Genomic DNA, 15,920 nt, shown 5'->3' with positions numbered 1-15,920 from the left:
CCCCACAGGGAAAGCCGCGAAACGCGACGCGAGGCAAACGGAGGCGCGGCGCATTCTACCCGAACGCAGACGCGTCGGGGATCCCGTCGCTGGCGCCGGTCGCGCGGCCGGCCTGCGCCGCCGGTTCCAGATCCGCCCAGATCGGCAGATGGTCGGAAGCGCGCCGGGCCAGCGCGGAATCGAAGACGGAACAGTCGGTCACATCCAGTGCCGGCGATACCGCGATCCGGTCATATCGCAACTGCGGGAACGGTGCGGGCCAGCTGGGCCCCGGCGCGACCACGGTAAACGGCTTGAGCGATTCGAGCCCGCGGTCGTCGCGCCATTCGTTGAAATCGCCGGTCAGGACCACGGCCTCGCCCCCGATCCGGGTGGCCTTGGCGATCAGCCGCTGCAACTGCGCCCGACGGGACGAGCGGGCCAGCCCCAGATGCACGGCCACGATGGTCAGCGTCGGCAGAATCACGGCCAGCGCGCCGCGCGGTTCGATGCCGGGCAGCGGCAGCCGCCGCAGCCGTGCCTCGGCCGCAAGCTCGGGGCGCAGCAGCACGGTCTGGCCGTGCCAGCCCAGCGACAGCGCGGTGGTGCCCAGATGGGGCGCGGGGACAAGGCCGGTGACCTCGCGGATCAGCGCGCGCGGCAGCGCCTCGGGCCGGGCACCAAACCGGAAATCGACCTCTTGCAGAGCGACGATGTCGGCCTTCAGGTCAGCAATGACCGCGAGGTTGCGCTCGGGCGCATGCGGCCCCGTCAGGCCACGGCACTTGTGCAGGTTATAGCTTGCCAGTCGCAGGATCATGCCGGCCAGTCTGCCACAGGGAATCGATCGGCTGCCAGCCTCAGGTACCGCAGAAGGTCAATCGAACCTCCTCGCCCGGGGCGGGCGCCGCGGCCAAGTCTTCCCATTCCGCGCGGGTGTCGAACGGGGCAGTCCAGGCGAGCGCCAGCCGGTGGAACAGGGCGAAATCCCCGGTCAGACCCGCGTCGATCGCCTGCTGGATGCGGTGATTGCGCGGGATCCGGACCGGGTTCGTCCGTGCAGCCAGATCCAGATCGGGCTTGCGGGCGCGCCAGTCCGCCTGCCAGTCGCGGAACGGCGCCGGATCGCTGAACTCGGCCGCGGCCGTATCCGCGGCAAGCCCGTGGAACACCCGGGTGAAATCGGCCTGCTGCGCGGCCATGAGATCGAGCAGCCGTTCGATCAGCGGGCGATCGCCCTCGGTCGCATCGGCAATCCCGAGCTTGTCCCCGAAACGGCGCAGCCAGGCCGCCTGGTAGAGGCCCGGAAATCCATGCACGACCTCGGTCGCGTCCCTGATCGCGCTTTCCTGCTCACCCATTAGCGGAATGAGGCAGCTGGCCAGCTGCGCAAGGTTCCAGACCGCCACCCGGGGCTGTTCCGCCCAGGCATAGCGCCCGCCCCGGTCGATCGACGAAAACACCGTCTCGGGATGATAGGCGTCCATGAAGGCGCAGGGGCCATAGTCGATGGTTTCCCCCGACACGGCCATGTTGTCGGTGTTCATCACGCCGTGGATGAACCCCAGGGCCATCCACTGTGCCACCGTCTCGGCCTGGCGCGCCACCACGCCCCTGAGCATCCCCAGCGCGTCGCCCGCGTCCGGGTAGTGCCGCGCGATCACGTGCTCGGTCAGTGCCCGCAGCCGGTCGGTATCCCCGCGGATCGCGAAGAACTCGAACGTGCCGACCCGCACATGGCTTGACGCCACGCGGGTCAGGACGGCGCCGGGCAGGGCGGTCTCCCGCCACACCGGCTCGCCAGTGGTCACGGCGGCCAGGGCTCGCGTGGTGGGCACGCCCATTGCGGCCATGAACTCGCTGACGAGATATTCGCGCAGCACCGGGCCCAGCCATGCCCGGCCATCGCCCCGGCGTGAAAACGGGGTCGGCCCGGACCCTTTCAGCTGCACGTCGAACCGTGCGCCGTCCGGCGCCACGACTTCGCCCAGCAGCACCGCGCGACCGTCGCCCAGTTGCGGCGACAGCCCGCCGAACTGATGTCCGGCATAGGCCTGGGCTATGGGTTCCGCCCCGTCGGGCAGGGCGTTGCCGGCCAGCATCGCCACGCCATCGGGTCCGGACAGCCAGTCGGCGTCCAGTCCGAGGCGAAGGGCGAGGTCGCGATTGAGCGCGATCAACTCCGGCTGGGGCACCGGCGTCGGCGCGGTGCGGGAAAAGAACCCGGAACCGAGTCGGGCATAGCTGTTGTCGAACCGAGGTGCTGTCATGCCCCTGATCTGGGTTGCGAGGCGGGCATTTCAAAGATCGGACACAAAAAAGACCCGCCGTGGGTGGCGGGTCTCTCTGGCGTCTCATGTGGTTCAGCGGTGATAGCGCAGACCGCCCCACAGCTTGTTTTCGTCGCGGTGACGCCCACCGCGAACGGCGCCGATATAGGCGGCGACCGCGGCCAGCAGCGACGAGGCCGCGAGAAGGAAGGCGGTCAGCACGCCGGCCTGGCGGGTGTTCTCGGCTGCCTGGATGGCCTCCTCCTTGGCGTTCGCGACCGCGGCCTCGGCTTCCTGGCGGGCCTGCTGCAGCGCCTGCTCGGCTTCTTCCAGCCGCTGCTCTGCCTCCTGGCGGATCTGCCGGGCCTGCGCGATTGCCTGCTGGACGCGCTGGTTCACCTCGGCCTCGGACAGACCGGTCCGCGCGGCGACGGCGGAGCGCAGATACTGCTGGTCCGCCTCGCTGATCTCGCCCGTGCGCACCAGCGTCATGATGATGCCCGACACCTCGCGGCGCAGCGCCGCCTCGGAATAGCCGGCGCCGGGTTCGTCCTGCCGCAGCAATCCGTCGGTGAGATAGTCGAGCGGATTGGCCTGCATGCCTTCGGGCAGCATGTCGCTCAACTCGCCCGCATTCTCGGTTGCGCCGGCGGCCAGCTGACCGGCCCCCGATGCCGCACCGCCGACCATCTGGCCGACGCCCGAGATCGCGCCACCGGCCAGTTGCCCGGCGCCCTGCGCGACGCCGCCGACGGCGGACCCCGCCGCCTCGACGGCCGTGCCCGCTGCCGAACCCACGGCGCGGGCGCCGCTGCCGACGGCGTTCATGGCCAGCATGCCGCCGACCAGCATGCCCAACGCCCAGACGACCAGCCCGTGGATGCCGTCGCGGGCGGTGATCTCATCCTTGTCGGCCGCATCGACCCGCTTGCGCATGCGGCCGGCGATGTAGCCGCCAAGCATGTAGACCGCGACCATCGAGATGGCCGTGAAGAGGGCGGTCAGAACCAGGCCGAAGCCGCTGATGCCCTCGGTCGGATCGGCCGAGATGGCGCCAAGCCCCAGCCCTGCCGCAAAGGTGGTCAACACCACCGAACTGCCGGCGGCGATGGCGGCGCCCGCCAGGATGGCAGCCCAGTCGATATAGCTGCGGTCCGAGCCCTCGGGCCCTGGTCCGCGCGGCGGCGTCACGGCCGTTTCCCGCACCATTAGCGCAGCCCCAGGAACGACAGGATGAACAGGATGACCACGACGAGGCCGACGAGATAAATGATTGAACTCATCTCCAACTCCTTGCGAAATGGGTGGGACCGGCGTCGGGTGGTCCCCATGCAACGGAACGTCAGCCCACGGCGCAAGTTCCGGTTGCGGCGGCAAATGGATGAGTTTTCAACGGCTTTGTCTCCTCGCGCACGTCTTGCGCCCGTCAGGCGGACGTATTAGGCAACCACCTTGCCCGTCACGGCGGGTCAGGACGGCTGAAGGAACGGCCCGATGAAATTCCTCGATCTGGCCAAGGTTTATATCCGCTCGGGGGGCGGCGGCGCGGGTGCCGTGTCGTTCCGGCGCGAGAAGTTCATCGAATACGGCGGCCCCGACGGGGGTGATGGCGGACGCGGCGGCGATGTCTGGGCCGAAGCGGTCGAGGGGCTGAACACGCTGATCGACTTTCGGTATCAGCAGCATTTCTTTGCCCGCTCGGGGCAGCACGGGATGGGGTCGCAGCGCACCGGTGCCTCTGGCGACGACATCGTGCTGAAGGTGCCGGTGGGCACCGAGATCCTGGACGAGGATCAGGAAACCGTCATCGCCGACCTGACCGAGGCCGGGCAGCGCGTGCGGCTTGCGCAGGGCGGCAACGGCGGCTTCGGCAACCTGCATTTCAAGTCCTCGACGAACCGGGCCCCGCGCCACGCGAATCCGGGGCAACCGGGGATCGAACGGACCATCTGGCTGCGGCTGAAGCTGATCGCCGACGCGGGGCTGGTCGGCCTGCCCAATGCGGGCAAGTCGACCTTTCTGGCTGCGGTATCGAATGCGCGGCCCAAGATCGCCGATTATCCGTTCACCACCCTGACCCCGAATCTCGGGGTTGTCGGGGTGGACGGGCACGAGTTCGTCATGGCCGACATCCCCGGGCTAATCGAGGGTGCGTCCGAGGGCAGGGGCCTGGGCGACCAGTTCCTGGGTCACGTGGAACGCAACAAGGTTCTTCTGCACCTCGTCGACGGCACCTCGGACGACGTTGCGGGGGATGCGCGCACCATCCTGGCCGAACTGCGCGCCTATTCGCCCGTGCTCGCGGAAAAGCCGCGGGTGACGGTCCTCAACAAGATCGACGCGCTGGACGCGGAAACGCGCGACGCCCGCCGGCAGGAACTGGAGGCCGTGGTCGGCGGTCCGGTCCTGCTGATGTCGGGGGTCTCGCACGAGGGGGTCACCGAGGTGCTGCGCGAATTGTGGACGCGCATCGAGGCGGAGCGCGGCGAGGCGCGGCCCTCGGACGAACGGCCATGGCAGCCCTGACCCCCGACATCACCCGGGTTCGCCGCCTCGTCATCAAGATCGGCAGCGCCCTGATGGTCGACGCCGCCGGGTTGCGCAGCGGCTGGCTGCACGCGCTGTGCGAGGACGTGGCTGCGTGGCGTCGGCGCGGCAGCGACGTGATCCTGGTGTCGTCAGGCTCGATCGCCTTGGGGCGTCGGGTGCTTGGTCTGCCCGACGGTCCCCTGATGCTCGAGCAGGCCCAGGCCGCGGCTGCCGTGGGCCAGATCCGTCTCGCGCGTGCCTATGAGGAAATGCTCGCCCCGCACGGGGTCACAACGGCCCAGATTCTGCTGACGCTGGAGGACAGCCAGGATCGGCGCCGCTACCTGAACAGCCGGGCGACGATGCAGACGCTTCTGGGCCTCGGCGTGGTGCCGATCGTCAACGAGAACGACACCGTCGCCACCGACGAGATACGGTTCGGCGACAACGACCGTCTGGCCGCGCAGATCGCCGTGACTTGCGGGGCGGACCAGCTGCTGCTGCTGTCGGACGTGGACGGGCTCTACACCGCAAACCCCAAGACCGATCCCGATGCGCGCCACCTGCCGGTGGTCGCGCACCTGACCGCGGAAATCGAGGCGATGGGCGGTGATCCGGTCAGTGGCATCAGCCGCGGCGGGATGAAGACCAAGCTGATGGCCGCCCGCACCGCCGTGGCGGGCGGCTGCGCCATGGCCATCGCCGAAGGCTCCGTCGACCACCCGCTGACCGCCGTCGCGAACGGTGCCCGCGTCACCTGGTTCCTGCCGCATGACGACCCGCAAGCCGCCCGCAAGCGCTGGATCGCGGCGATGAAGCCGCGCGGCGAACTTGTGCTGGACGAGGGCGCGGCTCAGGCGCTGGCCGCCGGAAAGTCGCTGCTGCCGGCCGGCGTGACGGCCGTCACGGGCAGTTTCCGGCGCGGCGATCCCGTTTCCATCCGCGGGGCCGCGGGCGAGGCGCTGGCGCAGGGGCTGGTCCGCTACAACGCCACCGAGGCGCGGCGGATCAAGGGCCGCCGCAGCGACGAGATTGCAGACATCCTGGGCTATGCGGCGCGCGCGGCGCTGGTCCACCGGGACGACATGGCCGTCGGCCGGGCCCGCACGGACGCGTCGGACACGCCGACAACGGCGTGAGCCACCGGCCGATCCGGCGCGATGCGCCTCAGCTTTCGTTCGGCAGGCGGTGCAGACGGGCGCGGCGGCGCTGCCGCACTTCGCGCAGATGCGACATCCGCGCCGCACTGGCGCCCGGTGGCGGCAGGTTCAGCACCATCTGCCGCAGCAGCGCGATGCCCTCGTCCGAGCTTTTGGGCAGGTCCGCCGGGTCGAGGGGCGTTCCGATCGTGATCCGGTAGGTGTGGCCCGACTTGTTCAGCACCTCGTTGAACAGCGTCACGTCGCGCAGGGTCGGGTGGATGGCGTCGAGCAGATAGAACAGCGCCGAGTTCCGCGCCCGGACATGCAGCGGGATGACCGGCGCGCCGAACTTGCGCGCGATCATCGCGGCGCTCGCCATCCACGGGCGTTCGTGCAGTTTCAGCCCGTGCCGCTTGGCGAGCCGACCGGACGGAAAGATCAGCCCGATCCGGCCCTGACCCAGCGCCGAGCGGGTGTAATCCATGGTGGCCTTCGTCTTGGCGTGGCTGCGCTTTTCCACACGCCATTCCACCGGCGCGATCAGTTCCTCGGTCTGCGGCAGGACCCGAACCATGTCCTGGTTGGCATAGATGAACAGGTCGTCGCGCACTGCCGACACCACCGCATGCAGGACGATCCCGTCCGCGATCCCCGTGGGATGGTTCGATACGATCAGCGCCGGCCCGGTCGCGGGAATGTTTTCCAGCCCCTCGACCCGCAGGTCCCGCACGATCAGCGCCGAGATGCGGCGCATGATCTCCTCGGTTGGCAGGTCGCGAAATTCGGTCGCCAGATCCATGGTGCGCGGATAGCGCAGCAGGCGCATCATGACCGATCTCGCCAGCGCGTGGTGCGGTCGTCCGGAATACAGCCAAGGGGCCCGCTCTGCGATCAGGGGATCGAGGCGCTGCTGCATCTCCTGCCGGGCGGCAGGGGGTGCGGCGGTGTCGCCGCCTAGGGTCAGGCGCGTTGTCATCGTGATCAATTATCGCCCCGGTCGCCCGAACCCGCAAGCGCGTCCGGATCGCCTGCGGCAAGAACCCGCGTGACCATCTCCGACGTGTTGCGTGACAGGCCCGGCAGATCCGCCAGACGGGTCAGCGCGAACCTCGCCCGATCGCGCCGCCCTTCGTCATAGCGCACCCAGGTCTCGAACACCGCGCTCATCCGCGCGGTGGTTTGCGGGTTGACCGGATCAAGCCGGATCAGCCAGTCCGCCACGAAGTCGTAGCCCGACCCGTCCGGCGCATGGAAGGCCGCGTGATTGGCGGCCAGCCCGCCGACCAGGGACCGGAAGCGATTGGGGTTCTTCCAGTCAAAATCGGGGCGTTCGGCCAGTTGCCGTGCAACCTGCGCCGCCCGATCCCGGGGTGCCGCCATCACCTGGATGGAAAAGAACTTGTCCATGACCAGCCGGTTGTCCGCGAACTCCGCCTCCATCTCCGCCAGCGCAGCCGCGGCCTGGTCCAGGCGAACCAGGTTGCCCAGGGCTCCCATTCTCTCGGTCATGTTGCTGGCATCGTTCCACAAGGCCCGGGCACGTCCGCCGCCATCCAGCCGCGACAGCAGCCCGAGCGCGTCTAGCCTGAGGGCCCGCCGACCGGCCGCCGCCGCATCGGGGGAATAGGGGCCCGGGACCGCCATGGCGTCATGAAGCTGCGCAAGCACCCGTTCATGTGCGCGGGCCAGATCGGTCGCAAGGGCCTCGCGCGCCGCATGGATCGCGTCCGGATCAGGGATCATGCCGCGGTCGAAGATGACCGCCGCGACCTCTTCGTCGGGCGGAAGGCGCAGGACCAGCGCCGCAAATCCCGGGTCGGATTCCGCGCCGCCCAGAAAATCGCCGATCGCACTGATGTAGGCACCACCCGCATCCATCTGACCGCCCGCCCGCGCGATCAGGGCGTCGAGCCCTAGCGATCGTCCCGCCTCCCAGCGGCAGAACGGGTCGGTGTCATGCGCCAGCAGCAGCGCCCGGTTGGCCTCGGAAAGCTGACGGCGCAGCACGATCGGTGCGGAGAAGCCGCGCAGCGCGGACACGACCGGGCGCGCCCCGAGTTGCTCGAACCGCCATTCCCGCGTGGGCTCGGTCAGTTCCAGGAGTTCGGTCGACCGGACCTCGTGGCCGTTGGGGCCGATCAGCCCCACGGCAACCGGGATGACCCTCGCCGGCTTGTCCGGCTGGCCCGGAGTCGCCGCGGTCGACTGGCTGAGGGTAAGCGTGAGGGTGCCGCCGGTGTCCCCCGCGGCCCAGTCCTCGGTCAGCACGACGTGGGGCGTGCCCGCGTCGGTGTACCACCGCTTGAACTGGCTCAGGTCGCGGCCTGTCGCGTCCTCGAAAACCTTCAGCCAGTCCTCGATCGTGCAGGCCTGCCCGTCGTGGCGGGTGAAGTAGAGATCCAGCGCGCGCGCGTAACCTGCGTCGCCCACCAGTCGCTTGAGCATGCCGATGACCTCGGCGCCCTTCTCGTACACGGTGGCGGTGTAGAAGTTGTTGATCTCTTCGTAGCTGTCGGGCCGCGGCGGGTGCGCCAGGGGTCCCGCATCCTCGCGGAACTGGCGGGCGCGCAGGGCCACCACATCCTCGATCCGCTTCACCGCGGCCGAGCGCATGTCGCTGGTGAAGTGCTGGTCACGAAAGACCGTCAGCCCTTCCTTCAGGCACAGCTGGAACCAGTCGCGGCAGGTGATCCGGTTGCCGGTCCAGTTGTGGAAATACTCATGCGCGATCACCGCCTCGATGCGTTCGTAATCGGCGTCGGTGGCGGTCTCGGGCGAGGCGAGCACCAGCTTGGAGTTGAAGATGTTCAGCCCCTTGTTCTCCATCGCCCCCATGTTGAAGTCGTCCACCGCGACAATGTTGAACACGTCGAGGTCGTATTCCCGGCCATAGACCCGTTCGTCCCACGCCATCGACTTCTTCAGCGCCTCCATGGCGAATCCGGCGCGCGGCAGGTCGTCGGGCCTGACCCAGACGTTCAGCGCCACGTTCCGGCCGGACATTGTGACGAAGCTGTCGCGGACCGCCTGCAGGTCGCCTGCGACCAGCGCGAACAGATAGCTGGGCTTGGGCCAGGGATCATGCCATTCGGCCAGCCCGGGCTCCTGTGCGACCGTGTTGCCGTTCGACAGCAGCACCGGCAGGTCCGACCCGATCTGCACCCGGAACGGCGCCATGACGTCGGGCCGGTCCGGGTACCAGGTGATGTGGCGGAACCCTTCGGCCTCGCACTGCGTGCAGAACAGGCCGCCGGACAGGTACAGCCCTTCCAGCGCGGTGTTGCCGGCAGGATCTATCTCCACCTCGGTCGACAGGGTGAAGGGACCGGCGGGAAGGGCAGACGCCGCAATGGTCAGCGTCTCGGCGTCCTGGACCACCGCATCGGGCGGCGGTTCGATCCCGTCCAGTCGCAGAGACAGGGTGCGCAACCCGGCGCCGTTCAGCACGAGGTCGGCACCCCGCCGCCGCGACGCAAGGTCGAGTTCGGCGGTGACCCGGGTGCGTGTCGGGTGCAGGTCGAAGCGCAGGCGCGTTTCGGTCAGGGCAAACGGATAGGGTTGCCAGTCCGCCAGTCGGCGGGTTGTTGCCGTCATGAGATCACACCCAAAAAAAGGTTTCACGCGCGGAACTTGTGTCAGGGGCACGTGTTAAGCGCAGGATAGCCGGGTCGCAAGCCGGCGCCGGGCATCAGCCTTGCGCATGGCCGGGCCGCTCGCGCACATCGCATATTGAGTTTGAGGAGAGCTGTCATGGCCAATTATGATCCCAACGATCCCCGTCGCACCAACGCGACAGACCCGAACCGTCCGGTGGACCCTGCAGCCCGCAACAACACGGTTGTGACCGAAACCTATGTCGAGCCGGTCGAAAAGAAGGCCTCGCCGCTGCCGCTGATCATCGGGATCCTGCTGGCCCTCGCGCTGGCCTGGTGGCTGCTGTCGACGTTCATGGGCGACGACGAAGTCGTGGTCGAGGAGACCGAGACGACGACGACCACGGTCGACACCACCCCGGCCGTGACCGACACGGCAACGACGACCGAGCCGGCCGCCGATCTGACCACGACCACCGACACCGAAGCCGTCGAGGTCGAAACCGAGACCACGACCGACGTGACCACCGACACCGCGACCGTGCCGCTAGAGGACGCGGATGCGGACGCAGCCGACACGGCGACCACCGACACTGCGGTGACTGATACCGAAGCCGCCGACACGGCGACTATGGACACCACCACGACCGACACGACCGCGACCACCGACACGACCGCTCCGGCTGACGCCGATGCTGCCGAGCCGGCTGACGCTGCCGCGACCACCGACGGTGCGGCCGATGCGGACGCGGACACGACCACCACCACGGTCCCGGTCACGCCGACCAACTGATCGCCTCGCGCACACCCGTTCGGGTCATGTTGCGGCCGCAGTGTTCGACACTGCGGCCGCTTCGCATTTCGGCAGATGCCTGTCAGGTTGCGGGTTCCGGCCCGTCCCATTAACGTCTGCCAGATTCAGCCAAGCAGGAGCGACGGAACGATGACGAGGATCAACAAGGCCGGCCTGCAGGTTGACGAGGCTCTTGCCCGATTCGTGGATGATCGCGCGCTGCCCGGCACCGATGTTTCCGCCGAACGGTTCTGGGAGGGCCTGGCCGGGCTGATCCGTGACATGACCCCCCGCAACAGGGGCCTGCTGGACCGCCGCGATCAGTTGCAGGAACAGATCGACGCCTGGCACTGCGCGCACCGGGGAAAGCTCGACGACCCGGCTGCGTATCGCAACATGCTGGAAGAGATCGGCTACCTGGTGCCCGAGCCGGCGCCGTTCAGCATCGAGACCACCGGCATCGACCCCGAGATCGCCCACATCGCAGGGCCGCAGCTCGTCGTGCCGGTGATGAACGCGCGCTATGCGCTGAACGCGGCGAATGCCCGCTGGGGATCCCTGTACGACGCCCTCTACGGCACCGACGCGATCGAGGGCACCGCGGATGCGGCCGGCTATGATCAGGCGCGCGGGCAGAAGGTGATCGACTGGGGCAGGGACTTCCTGGACAAGGCGGTGCCGCTGCAGGGGGGATCGTGGCGTGACATCGACGCGATCAGCGTCGGGGACGGCAACCTGACGCCCGCCCTGCGCGACGGCTCGCAGTTCGCGGGACATCAGGGCAGCGCCGATCGGCCCGACGCGGTGTTCCTGCGCAACAACGGCCTGCTGATCCAGCTGGTGATCGATGCGGCCACCACCGTTGGCAAGCAGGACAGGGCAGCGATTTCCGACATCCGACTGGAATCGGCAATCTCGGTCATCATGGACTGCGAGGATTCCGTGGCAGCCGTGGACGGCGCCGACAAGACCACGGTCTATACGAACTGGCTGGGTCTGATGGACGGGACCTTGACCGAGACGCTGCAGAAGAATGGCCGCGAGATCACCCGCCGCCTGAACGACGACCTGACCTTTACGGGACCCGACGGCGGCACCGTGACGGCCAAGGGCCGCGCGCTGATGCTGGTGCGCAATGTCGGTCACCTGATGACCACGCCCGCGGTGCTGGACGACACCGGCGCGGAGGTGTTCGAGGGCCTGCTCGACGCGATGCTCACCACGCTCTGCGCGATGCACGACCTGAAGAAGACCGAGGGACCCCGGAACTCGCTTCACGGCTCCGTCTACGTGGTCAAGCCCAAGATGCACGGACCCGAGGAGGTCGCCTTTGCCGGCGAGATCTTCGACCGGGTCGAGGATGTGCTGGGGCTGCCGCGCAACACGGTCAAGCTGGGGATCATGGACGAGGAACGGCGCACCTCGGCGAACCTTGCCGCCTGCATCCATGCGGCCCGCCATCGTGTCGCATTCATCAACACCGGCTTCCTCGATCGCACCGGCGACGAGATCCACACCGGGATGGAGGCCGGCCCGATGCTCGCCAAGGGCGAGATGAAGGACCAGCCGTGGATCTCGGCCTACGAGGATCGCAACGTCGATATCGGCCTGCGCTGCGGACTGGCCGGAAAGGCGCAGATCGGCAAGGGCATGTGGGCAATGCCGGACCGCATGGCGGACATGTTGCAGGCCAAGATCGGCCATCCGCGGGCCGGGGCCTCGACGGCGTGGGTGCCCAGCCCCACGGCGGCCACGCTGCACGCCACGCATTACCATCTCGTGGACGTCGCCGCGCGCCAGGCGGAAATCAGCGCCGCCAACCGGCCCGACCGGCTGGATGACCTGCTGACCTTGCCGCTGGCGCGGGGGCGGAACTATTCGGACGCGGAAATCCGGGCCGAGCTGGACAACAACTGCCAGTCCATCCTCGGCTACGTGGTGCGCTGGGTGGATCAGGGGGTCGGCTGTTCCAAGGTTCCCGACATCCACGACGTCGGCCTGATGGAAGATCGGGCAACGCTGCGGATCTCGTCCCAGGCGCTGGCCAACTGGCTGCATCACGGGATCATCAGCGAATCCCAGGTGATGGACACGCTGCGCCGGATGGCCCAGGTGGTCGATCGCCAGAACGAAGGCGATCCCGCCTATCGGCCGATGGGGCCCGGCTATGATGGAGTGGCGTTCCAGGCCGCCTGCGACCTGATCTTCCAGGCGCGTGCGCAGCCGTCGGGCTATACGGAACCCGCACTGCATCGCCGCCGCCAGCAGGCGAAGGCGCGGGGCTGACAACGTGTCCCGGCGAAGGCCGGGGCGTGTTTCCATACGATAGCGGCCGCACTTGTGAAAGATTCTTGCGCGGGCTAGGACGACAACGCTGATGCGGAAAGGGGAGATCGCCGGTGAAGGTTGGCGCATTGAAGGAAACGACCGAGGGCGAGGCGCGTGTCGCCGTCACCCCTTCGTCGGCTGCTCATCTGCAGAAACTCGGCCACGAGGTATTCGTGCAGTCCGGCGCAGGCGAACTGGCCGGTTTTTCTGACGCATTGTACGAACGGGCCGGCGTCACCGTGCTGCCCGACGCCGCGGCGCTGACCGACGCGGTCGACACCATCGTCAAGGTGCGTCCGCCGAGCGAAGACGAGCTGGGCCGCATGGACGAGGGGCAGAACCTGATCTCGTTCTTCTACCCAGGTCAGAATGCCGAGTTGCTGGAAAAGGCGCGCGAACGGGGCGTCAACGTTCTGGCGATGGACATGGTCCCGCGGATCAGCCGGGCGCAGAAGATGGACGCCCTGTCCTCGATGGCGAACATCGCGGGCTATCGCGCGGTGATCGAGGCGGCCAACAATTTCGGCCGGTTCTTCACCGGCCAGGTGACTGCCGCGGGCAAGGTTCCCCCCGCCAAGATCCTGATCGTCGGGGCCGGCGTGGCCGGGCTGGCCGCGATCGGTGCGGCCACCAGCCTGGGCGCGCAGGTCTATGCCTTCGACGTCCGCCCCGAGGTGGCCGAGCAGATCGAGTCCATGGGCGCCGAGTTCGTCTATCTCGACTTCCAGGACTCGCAGGACGGGTCGGAAACGGGCGGCTATGCCAAGCCCTCCTCGCCGGAGTTTCTTGCCAAGCAGCTGGAGAAGTTTCGCGAACTCGCCCCCGACATGGACATCGTCATCACCACGGCGCTGATCCCTGGCCGGCCGGCCCCCAAGCTGTGGACCGCCGACATGGTCGAGATGATGCGCTCCGGCAGCGTCGTCGTCGACCTGGCCGCGGAACGGGGCGGCAACTGCGACCTGACGGTTCCGGACCAGAAGATCGTGACCGACAACGGCGTGACGATCATAGGCTATACCGATTTTCCGTCGCGCATGGCGGCGCAGTCGTCCGAACTCTACGGCAACAACGTCCGCCACATGCTTGCCGACCTGACCCCCGGCAAGGATGGGACGCTGGTTCACAACATGGATGACGACGTCATCCGTGGCTCGACCGTGACCTACCAGGGCGACATCACCTATCCGCCACCGCCACCCAAGGTGCAGGCGATCGCGGCGGCCAAACCCAAGGAACGGCAGCGTGAACTGACCGTCGAGGAACGCCGCGCCAACGAGATCGCCGCGTTCCGCGAGCAGACCCGGTCGCAGGTCGGCATGCTGGTCGCTGGCGGCGCAGTCATGCTGCTGATCGGCCTGTTCGCGCCGGCGTCGTTCCTGTCGCACTTCATCGTGTTTGTGCTGGCGTGCTTCGTCGGGTTCAACGTGATCTGGAACGTGGCCCATTCGCTCCACACGCCATTGATGGCGGTCACGAACGCGATCTCGTCGATCGTGATCCTTGGCGCGCTGATGCAGATCGGCTCGGGCTCGGCTTGGGTCGTAATCCTGGGCGCGCTGGCGGTCCTGATGACCGCCATCAACATCTTCGGGGGCTTCCTGGTCACACGCCGGATGCTCTCCATGTTCCAGAAGTCGTGAGGAGGCGCTGATGGAGACCACTGTGATCACCACGGCGCCCGACAATGCGGTCGTCATCCAGGGTGCGCCGGGCCTGATGGAGGCGCTGCCCGCCTATGGCTTCACCACTGCGACATATGTCGTCGCCGCGGTGCTGTTCATCCTGTCGCTGGGCGGCCTGTCGGGTCAGGAAAGCGCCAAGCGCGCGATCTGGTACGGCATCGTCGGCATGGGGCTGGCCGTTCTGGCCACGCTGTTCGGCCCCGGGGTCGGCAACTGGTGGCTGTCGATCCTGATGATCGCAATCGGCGGGACTGTCGGGTTCTTCCTCGCCAAGCGCGTGCAGATGACCGAGATGCCACAGCTTGTGGCGGGAATGCACAGCTTGGTGGGTCTGGCCGCGGTTCTGATCGGGCTGAACGCCCAGATCGAACTGGGCCGCGTCCTGCGCCTGGGCCGCACCGTCCTCGAGCCCAACCCTGACCCGGTGGCGCTAGAGCGTGCCGGCGCGGCATGGGCTTCGCTCAGGGGCTTTGCGGCGATGCTGGCGCACAAGACGCCGGCAGAGATCGCGATGCTCAAGATCGAGGTTGCGCTGGGCGTGTTCATCGGGGCGGTGACCTTCACCGGGTCGGTAGTCGCCTACGGCAAGCTTGCCGGCAAGATCGACGGCAAGCCGAAGAAGGTCCGCGGCGGCCACATGACCAACCTGGCCGCGGCGCTCGCGTCGCTGCTGTTCATGATCCTCTACGTGGCCGGTGTTGGCCCGGGCCTGTTCTGGCTGGTGCTGATCATGCTGCTGGCAGGCTTCATCGGGTGGAGCCTGATCATGGGGATCGGCGGCGCCGACATGCCGGTGGTCGTCTCGATGCTGAACAGCTATTCCGGCTGGGCCGCGGCGATGATCGGCTTCACGCTGTCGAACGATCTGCTGATCGTGACCGGCGCGCTGGTTGGTTCCTCCGGTGCGATCCTGAGCTACATCATGTGCCGCGCAATGAACCGGTCGTTCATCAGCGTCATCCTGGGCGGGTTCGGGGGCGAGGCGGGTCCGGCCATGGCCATCGAGGGCGAGCAGATCGCCATCGACGCCGAAAGCGTGGCCCAGGCCCTGAACGAAGCCGACAGCGTGGTGATCGTGCCGGGTTACGGCATGGCGGTGGCACAGGCGCAGCAATCCGTCAGCGAGCTGGTGCGCAAGCTGCGCGCGGCCGGCAAGCAGGTCCGCTTCGCCATTCACCCCGTTGCCGGGCGCCTGCCGGGGCACATGAACGTGCTGCTGGCCGAGGCGAAGGTGCCCTATGACATCGTGCTGGAGATGGACGAGATCAACGATGACTTCCCCTCGACCGACGTGGCGATCGTCATCGGGTCGAACGACATCGTGAATCCGGCCGCGCAGGAAGACCCGAACAGCCCGATCGCCGGCATGCCGGTGCTGGAGGTCTGGAAGGCCAAGAACGTCTTCGTCAGCAAGCGCGGGCAGGGCACCGGCTATTCCGGGATCGAGAACCCGCTGTTCTACAAGGAGAACACGCGAATGTTCTATGGCGACGCCAAAAAGTCCGTGGACTCGCTGCTGCCGCTGATCGACTGACCTGACCGGCAGCAGACAACAACGAACCCCCGCCAGTGGCGGGGGTTCTTTCATTATCGGCAGTCGC

12 protein-coding genes are annotated in these 15,920 nt (G+C 67.8%); 6 read left to right on the top strand and 6 right to left on the bottom strand.

What is annotated here, in order from left to right; translation table 11 throughout:
- Window positions 1-55 precede the first annotated feature (55 nt).
- The 4 genes from Q0938_RS03000 to Q0938_RS02985 all read right to left on the bottom strand — a co-directional run bounded on the left by Q0938_RS03000 (window position 56) and on the right by Q0938_RS02985 (window position 3,580).
- Complete coding sequence (locus Q0938_RS03000) at window positions 56-799, bottom strand: endonuclease/exonuclease/phosphatase family protein (RefSeq protein ID WP_299358989.1); 744 nt, start codon at window positions 797-799, stop codon at window positions 56-58.
- Window positions 800-839: 40 nt separating this feature from the next.
- Window positions 840-2,249, bottom strand: coding sequence for a YdiU family protein (locus Q0938_RS02995; protein WP_299358987.1), 1,410 nt, complete (start codon window positions 2,247-2,249; stop codon window positions 840-842).
- A 93-nt stretch (window positions 2,250-2,342) separates the two neighbouring features.
- Entirely contained in the window at window positions 2,343-3,440 is a 1,098-nt protein-coding gene (locus Q0938_RS02990; RefSeq protein ID WP_299358985.1) for a hypothetical protein, read from the bottom strand.
- A 17-nt stretch (window positions 3,441-3,457) separates the two neighbouring features.
- Entirely contained in the window at window positions 3,458-3,580 is a 123-nt protein-coding gene (locus Q0938_RS02985) for a hypothetical protein (RefSeq protein WP_299358983.1), read from the bottom strand.
- 163 nt (window positions 3,581-3,743) lie between these two features.
- Between Q0938_RS02985 and obgE the strand changes: the two genes are divergently transcribed.
- Both obgE and proB read left to right on the top strand, forming a co-directional pair.
- Window positions 3,744-4,775: a GTPase ObgE gene (obgE, locus tag Q0938_RS02980; protein WP_299358981.1), complete on the top strand. Its 1,032-nt coding sequence runs from the start codon at window positions 3,744-3,746 to the stop codon at window positions 4,773-4,775.
- Entirely contained in the window at window positions 4,763-5,917 is a 1,155-nt protein-coding gene (gene proB / locus Q0938_RS02975; RefSeq protein ID WP_299358979.1) for a glutamate 5-kinase, read from the top strand. The genes obgE and proB overlap by 13 nt, the downstream gene beginning before the upstream one ends.
- Window positions 5,918-5,945: 28 nt before the next feature.
- Here the strand turns inward: proB and Q0938_RS02970 are convergent, their stop codons facing one another.
- Entirely contained in the window at window positions 5,946-6,896 is a 951-nt protein-coding gene (locus Q0938_RS02970; protein WP_299358977.1) for a lysophospholipid acyltransferase family protein, read from the bottom strand.
- Window positions 6,897-6,901: 5 nt separating this feature from the next.
- Window positions 6,902-9,514 (bottom strand): aminopeptidase N, encoded by a 2,613-nt coding sequence (pepN, locus tag Q0938_RS02965; RefSeq protein WP_299358975.1) that lies wholly within the window; start codon window positions 9,512-9,514, stop codon window positions 6,902-6,904.
- Between the two features lie 156 nt (window positions 9,515-9,670).
- Here pepN and Q0938_RS02960 point away from each other — a divergent pair, with 156 nt between their 5' ends.
- The 4 genes from Q0938_RS02960 (at window position 9,671) to Q0938_RS02945 (ending at window position 15,853) form a co-directional block, all read left to right on the top strand.
- A complete protein-coding gene (locus Q0938_RS02960) occupies window positions 9,671-10,306 on the top strand; it encodes a hypothetical protein (RefSeq protein ID WP_299358974.1) in 636 nt (211 codons plus the stop codon).
- A 150-nt stretch (window positions 10,307-10,456) separates the two neighbouring features.
- On the top strand, window positions 10,457-12,592 hold the full coding sequence (locus Q0938_RS02955) for a malate synthase G (RefSeq protein ID WP_299358972.1): 2,136 nt from the start codon (window positions 10,457-10,459) through the stop codon (window positions 12,590-12,592).
- 113 nt (window positions 12,593-12,705) lie between these two features.
- The gene (locus Q0938_RS02950; RefSeq protein WP_299358969.1) at window positions 12,706-14,277 is read left to right on the top strand and encodes a Re/Si-specific NAD(P)(+) transhydrogenase subunit alpha; all 1,572 of its coding nucleotides are present in this window, start codon (window positions 12,706-12,708) and stop codon (window positions 14,275-14,277) included.
- 76 nt (window positions 14,278-14,353) lie between these two features.
- Window positions 14,354-15,853 carry an NAD(P)(+) transhydrogenase (Re/Si-specific) subunit beta gene (locus Q0938_RS02945; protein ID WP_299359596.1) on the top strand — a complete coding sequence of 500 codons (1,500 nt, stop codon included), beginning with the start codon at window positions 14,354-14,356 and terminating at the stop codon, window positions 15,851-15,853.
- The last annotated feature ends 67 nt before the right edge of the window (window positions 15,854-15,920 follow it).

This window comes from uncultured Paracoccus sp., assembly GCF_947496875.1.
Lineage (GTDB): Bacteria > Pseudomonadota > Alphaproteobacteria > Rhodobacterales > Rhodobacteraceae > Paracoccus.
This window is presented reverse-complemented; position numbering and strand designations above follow the sequence as displayed.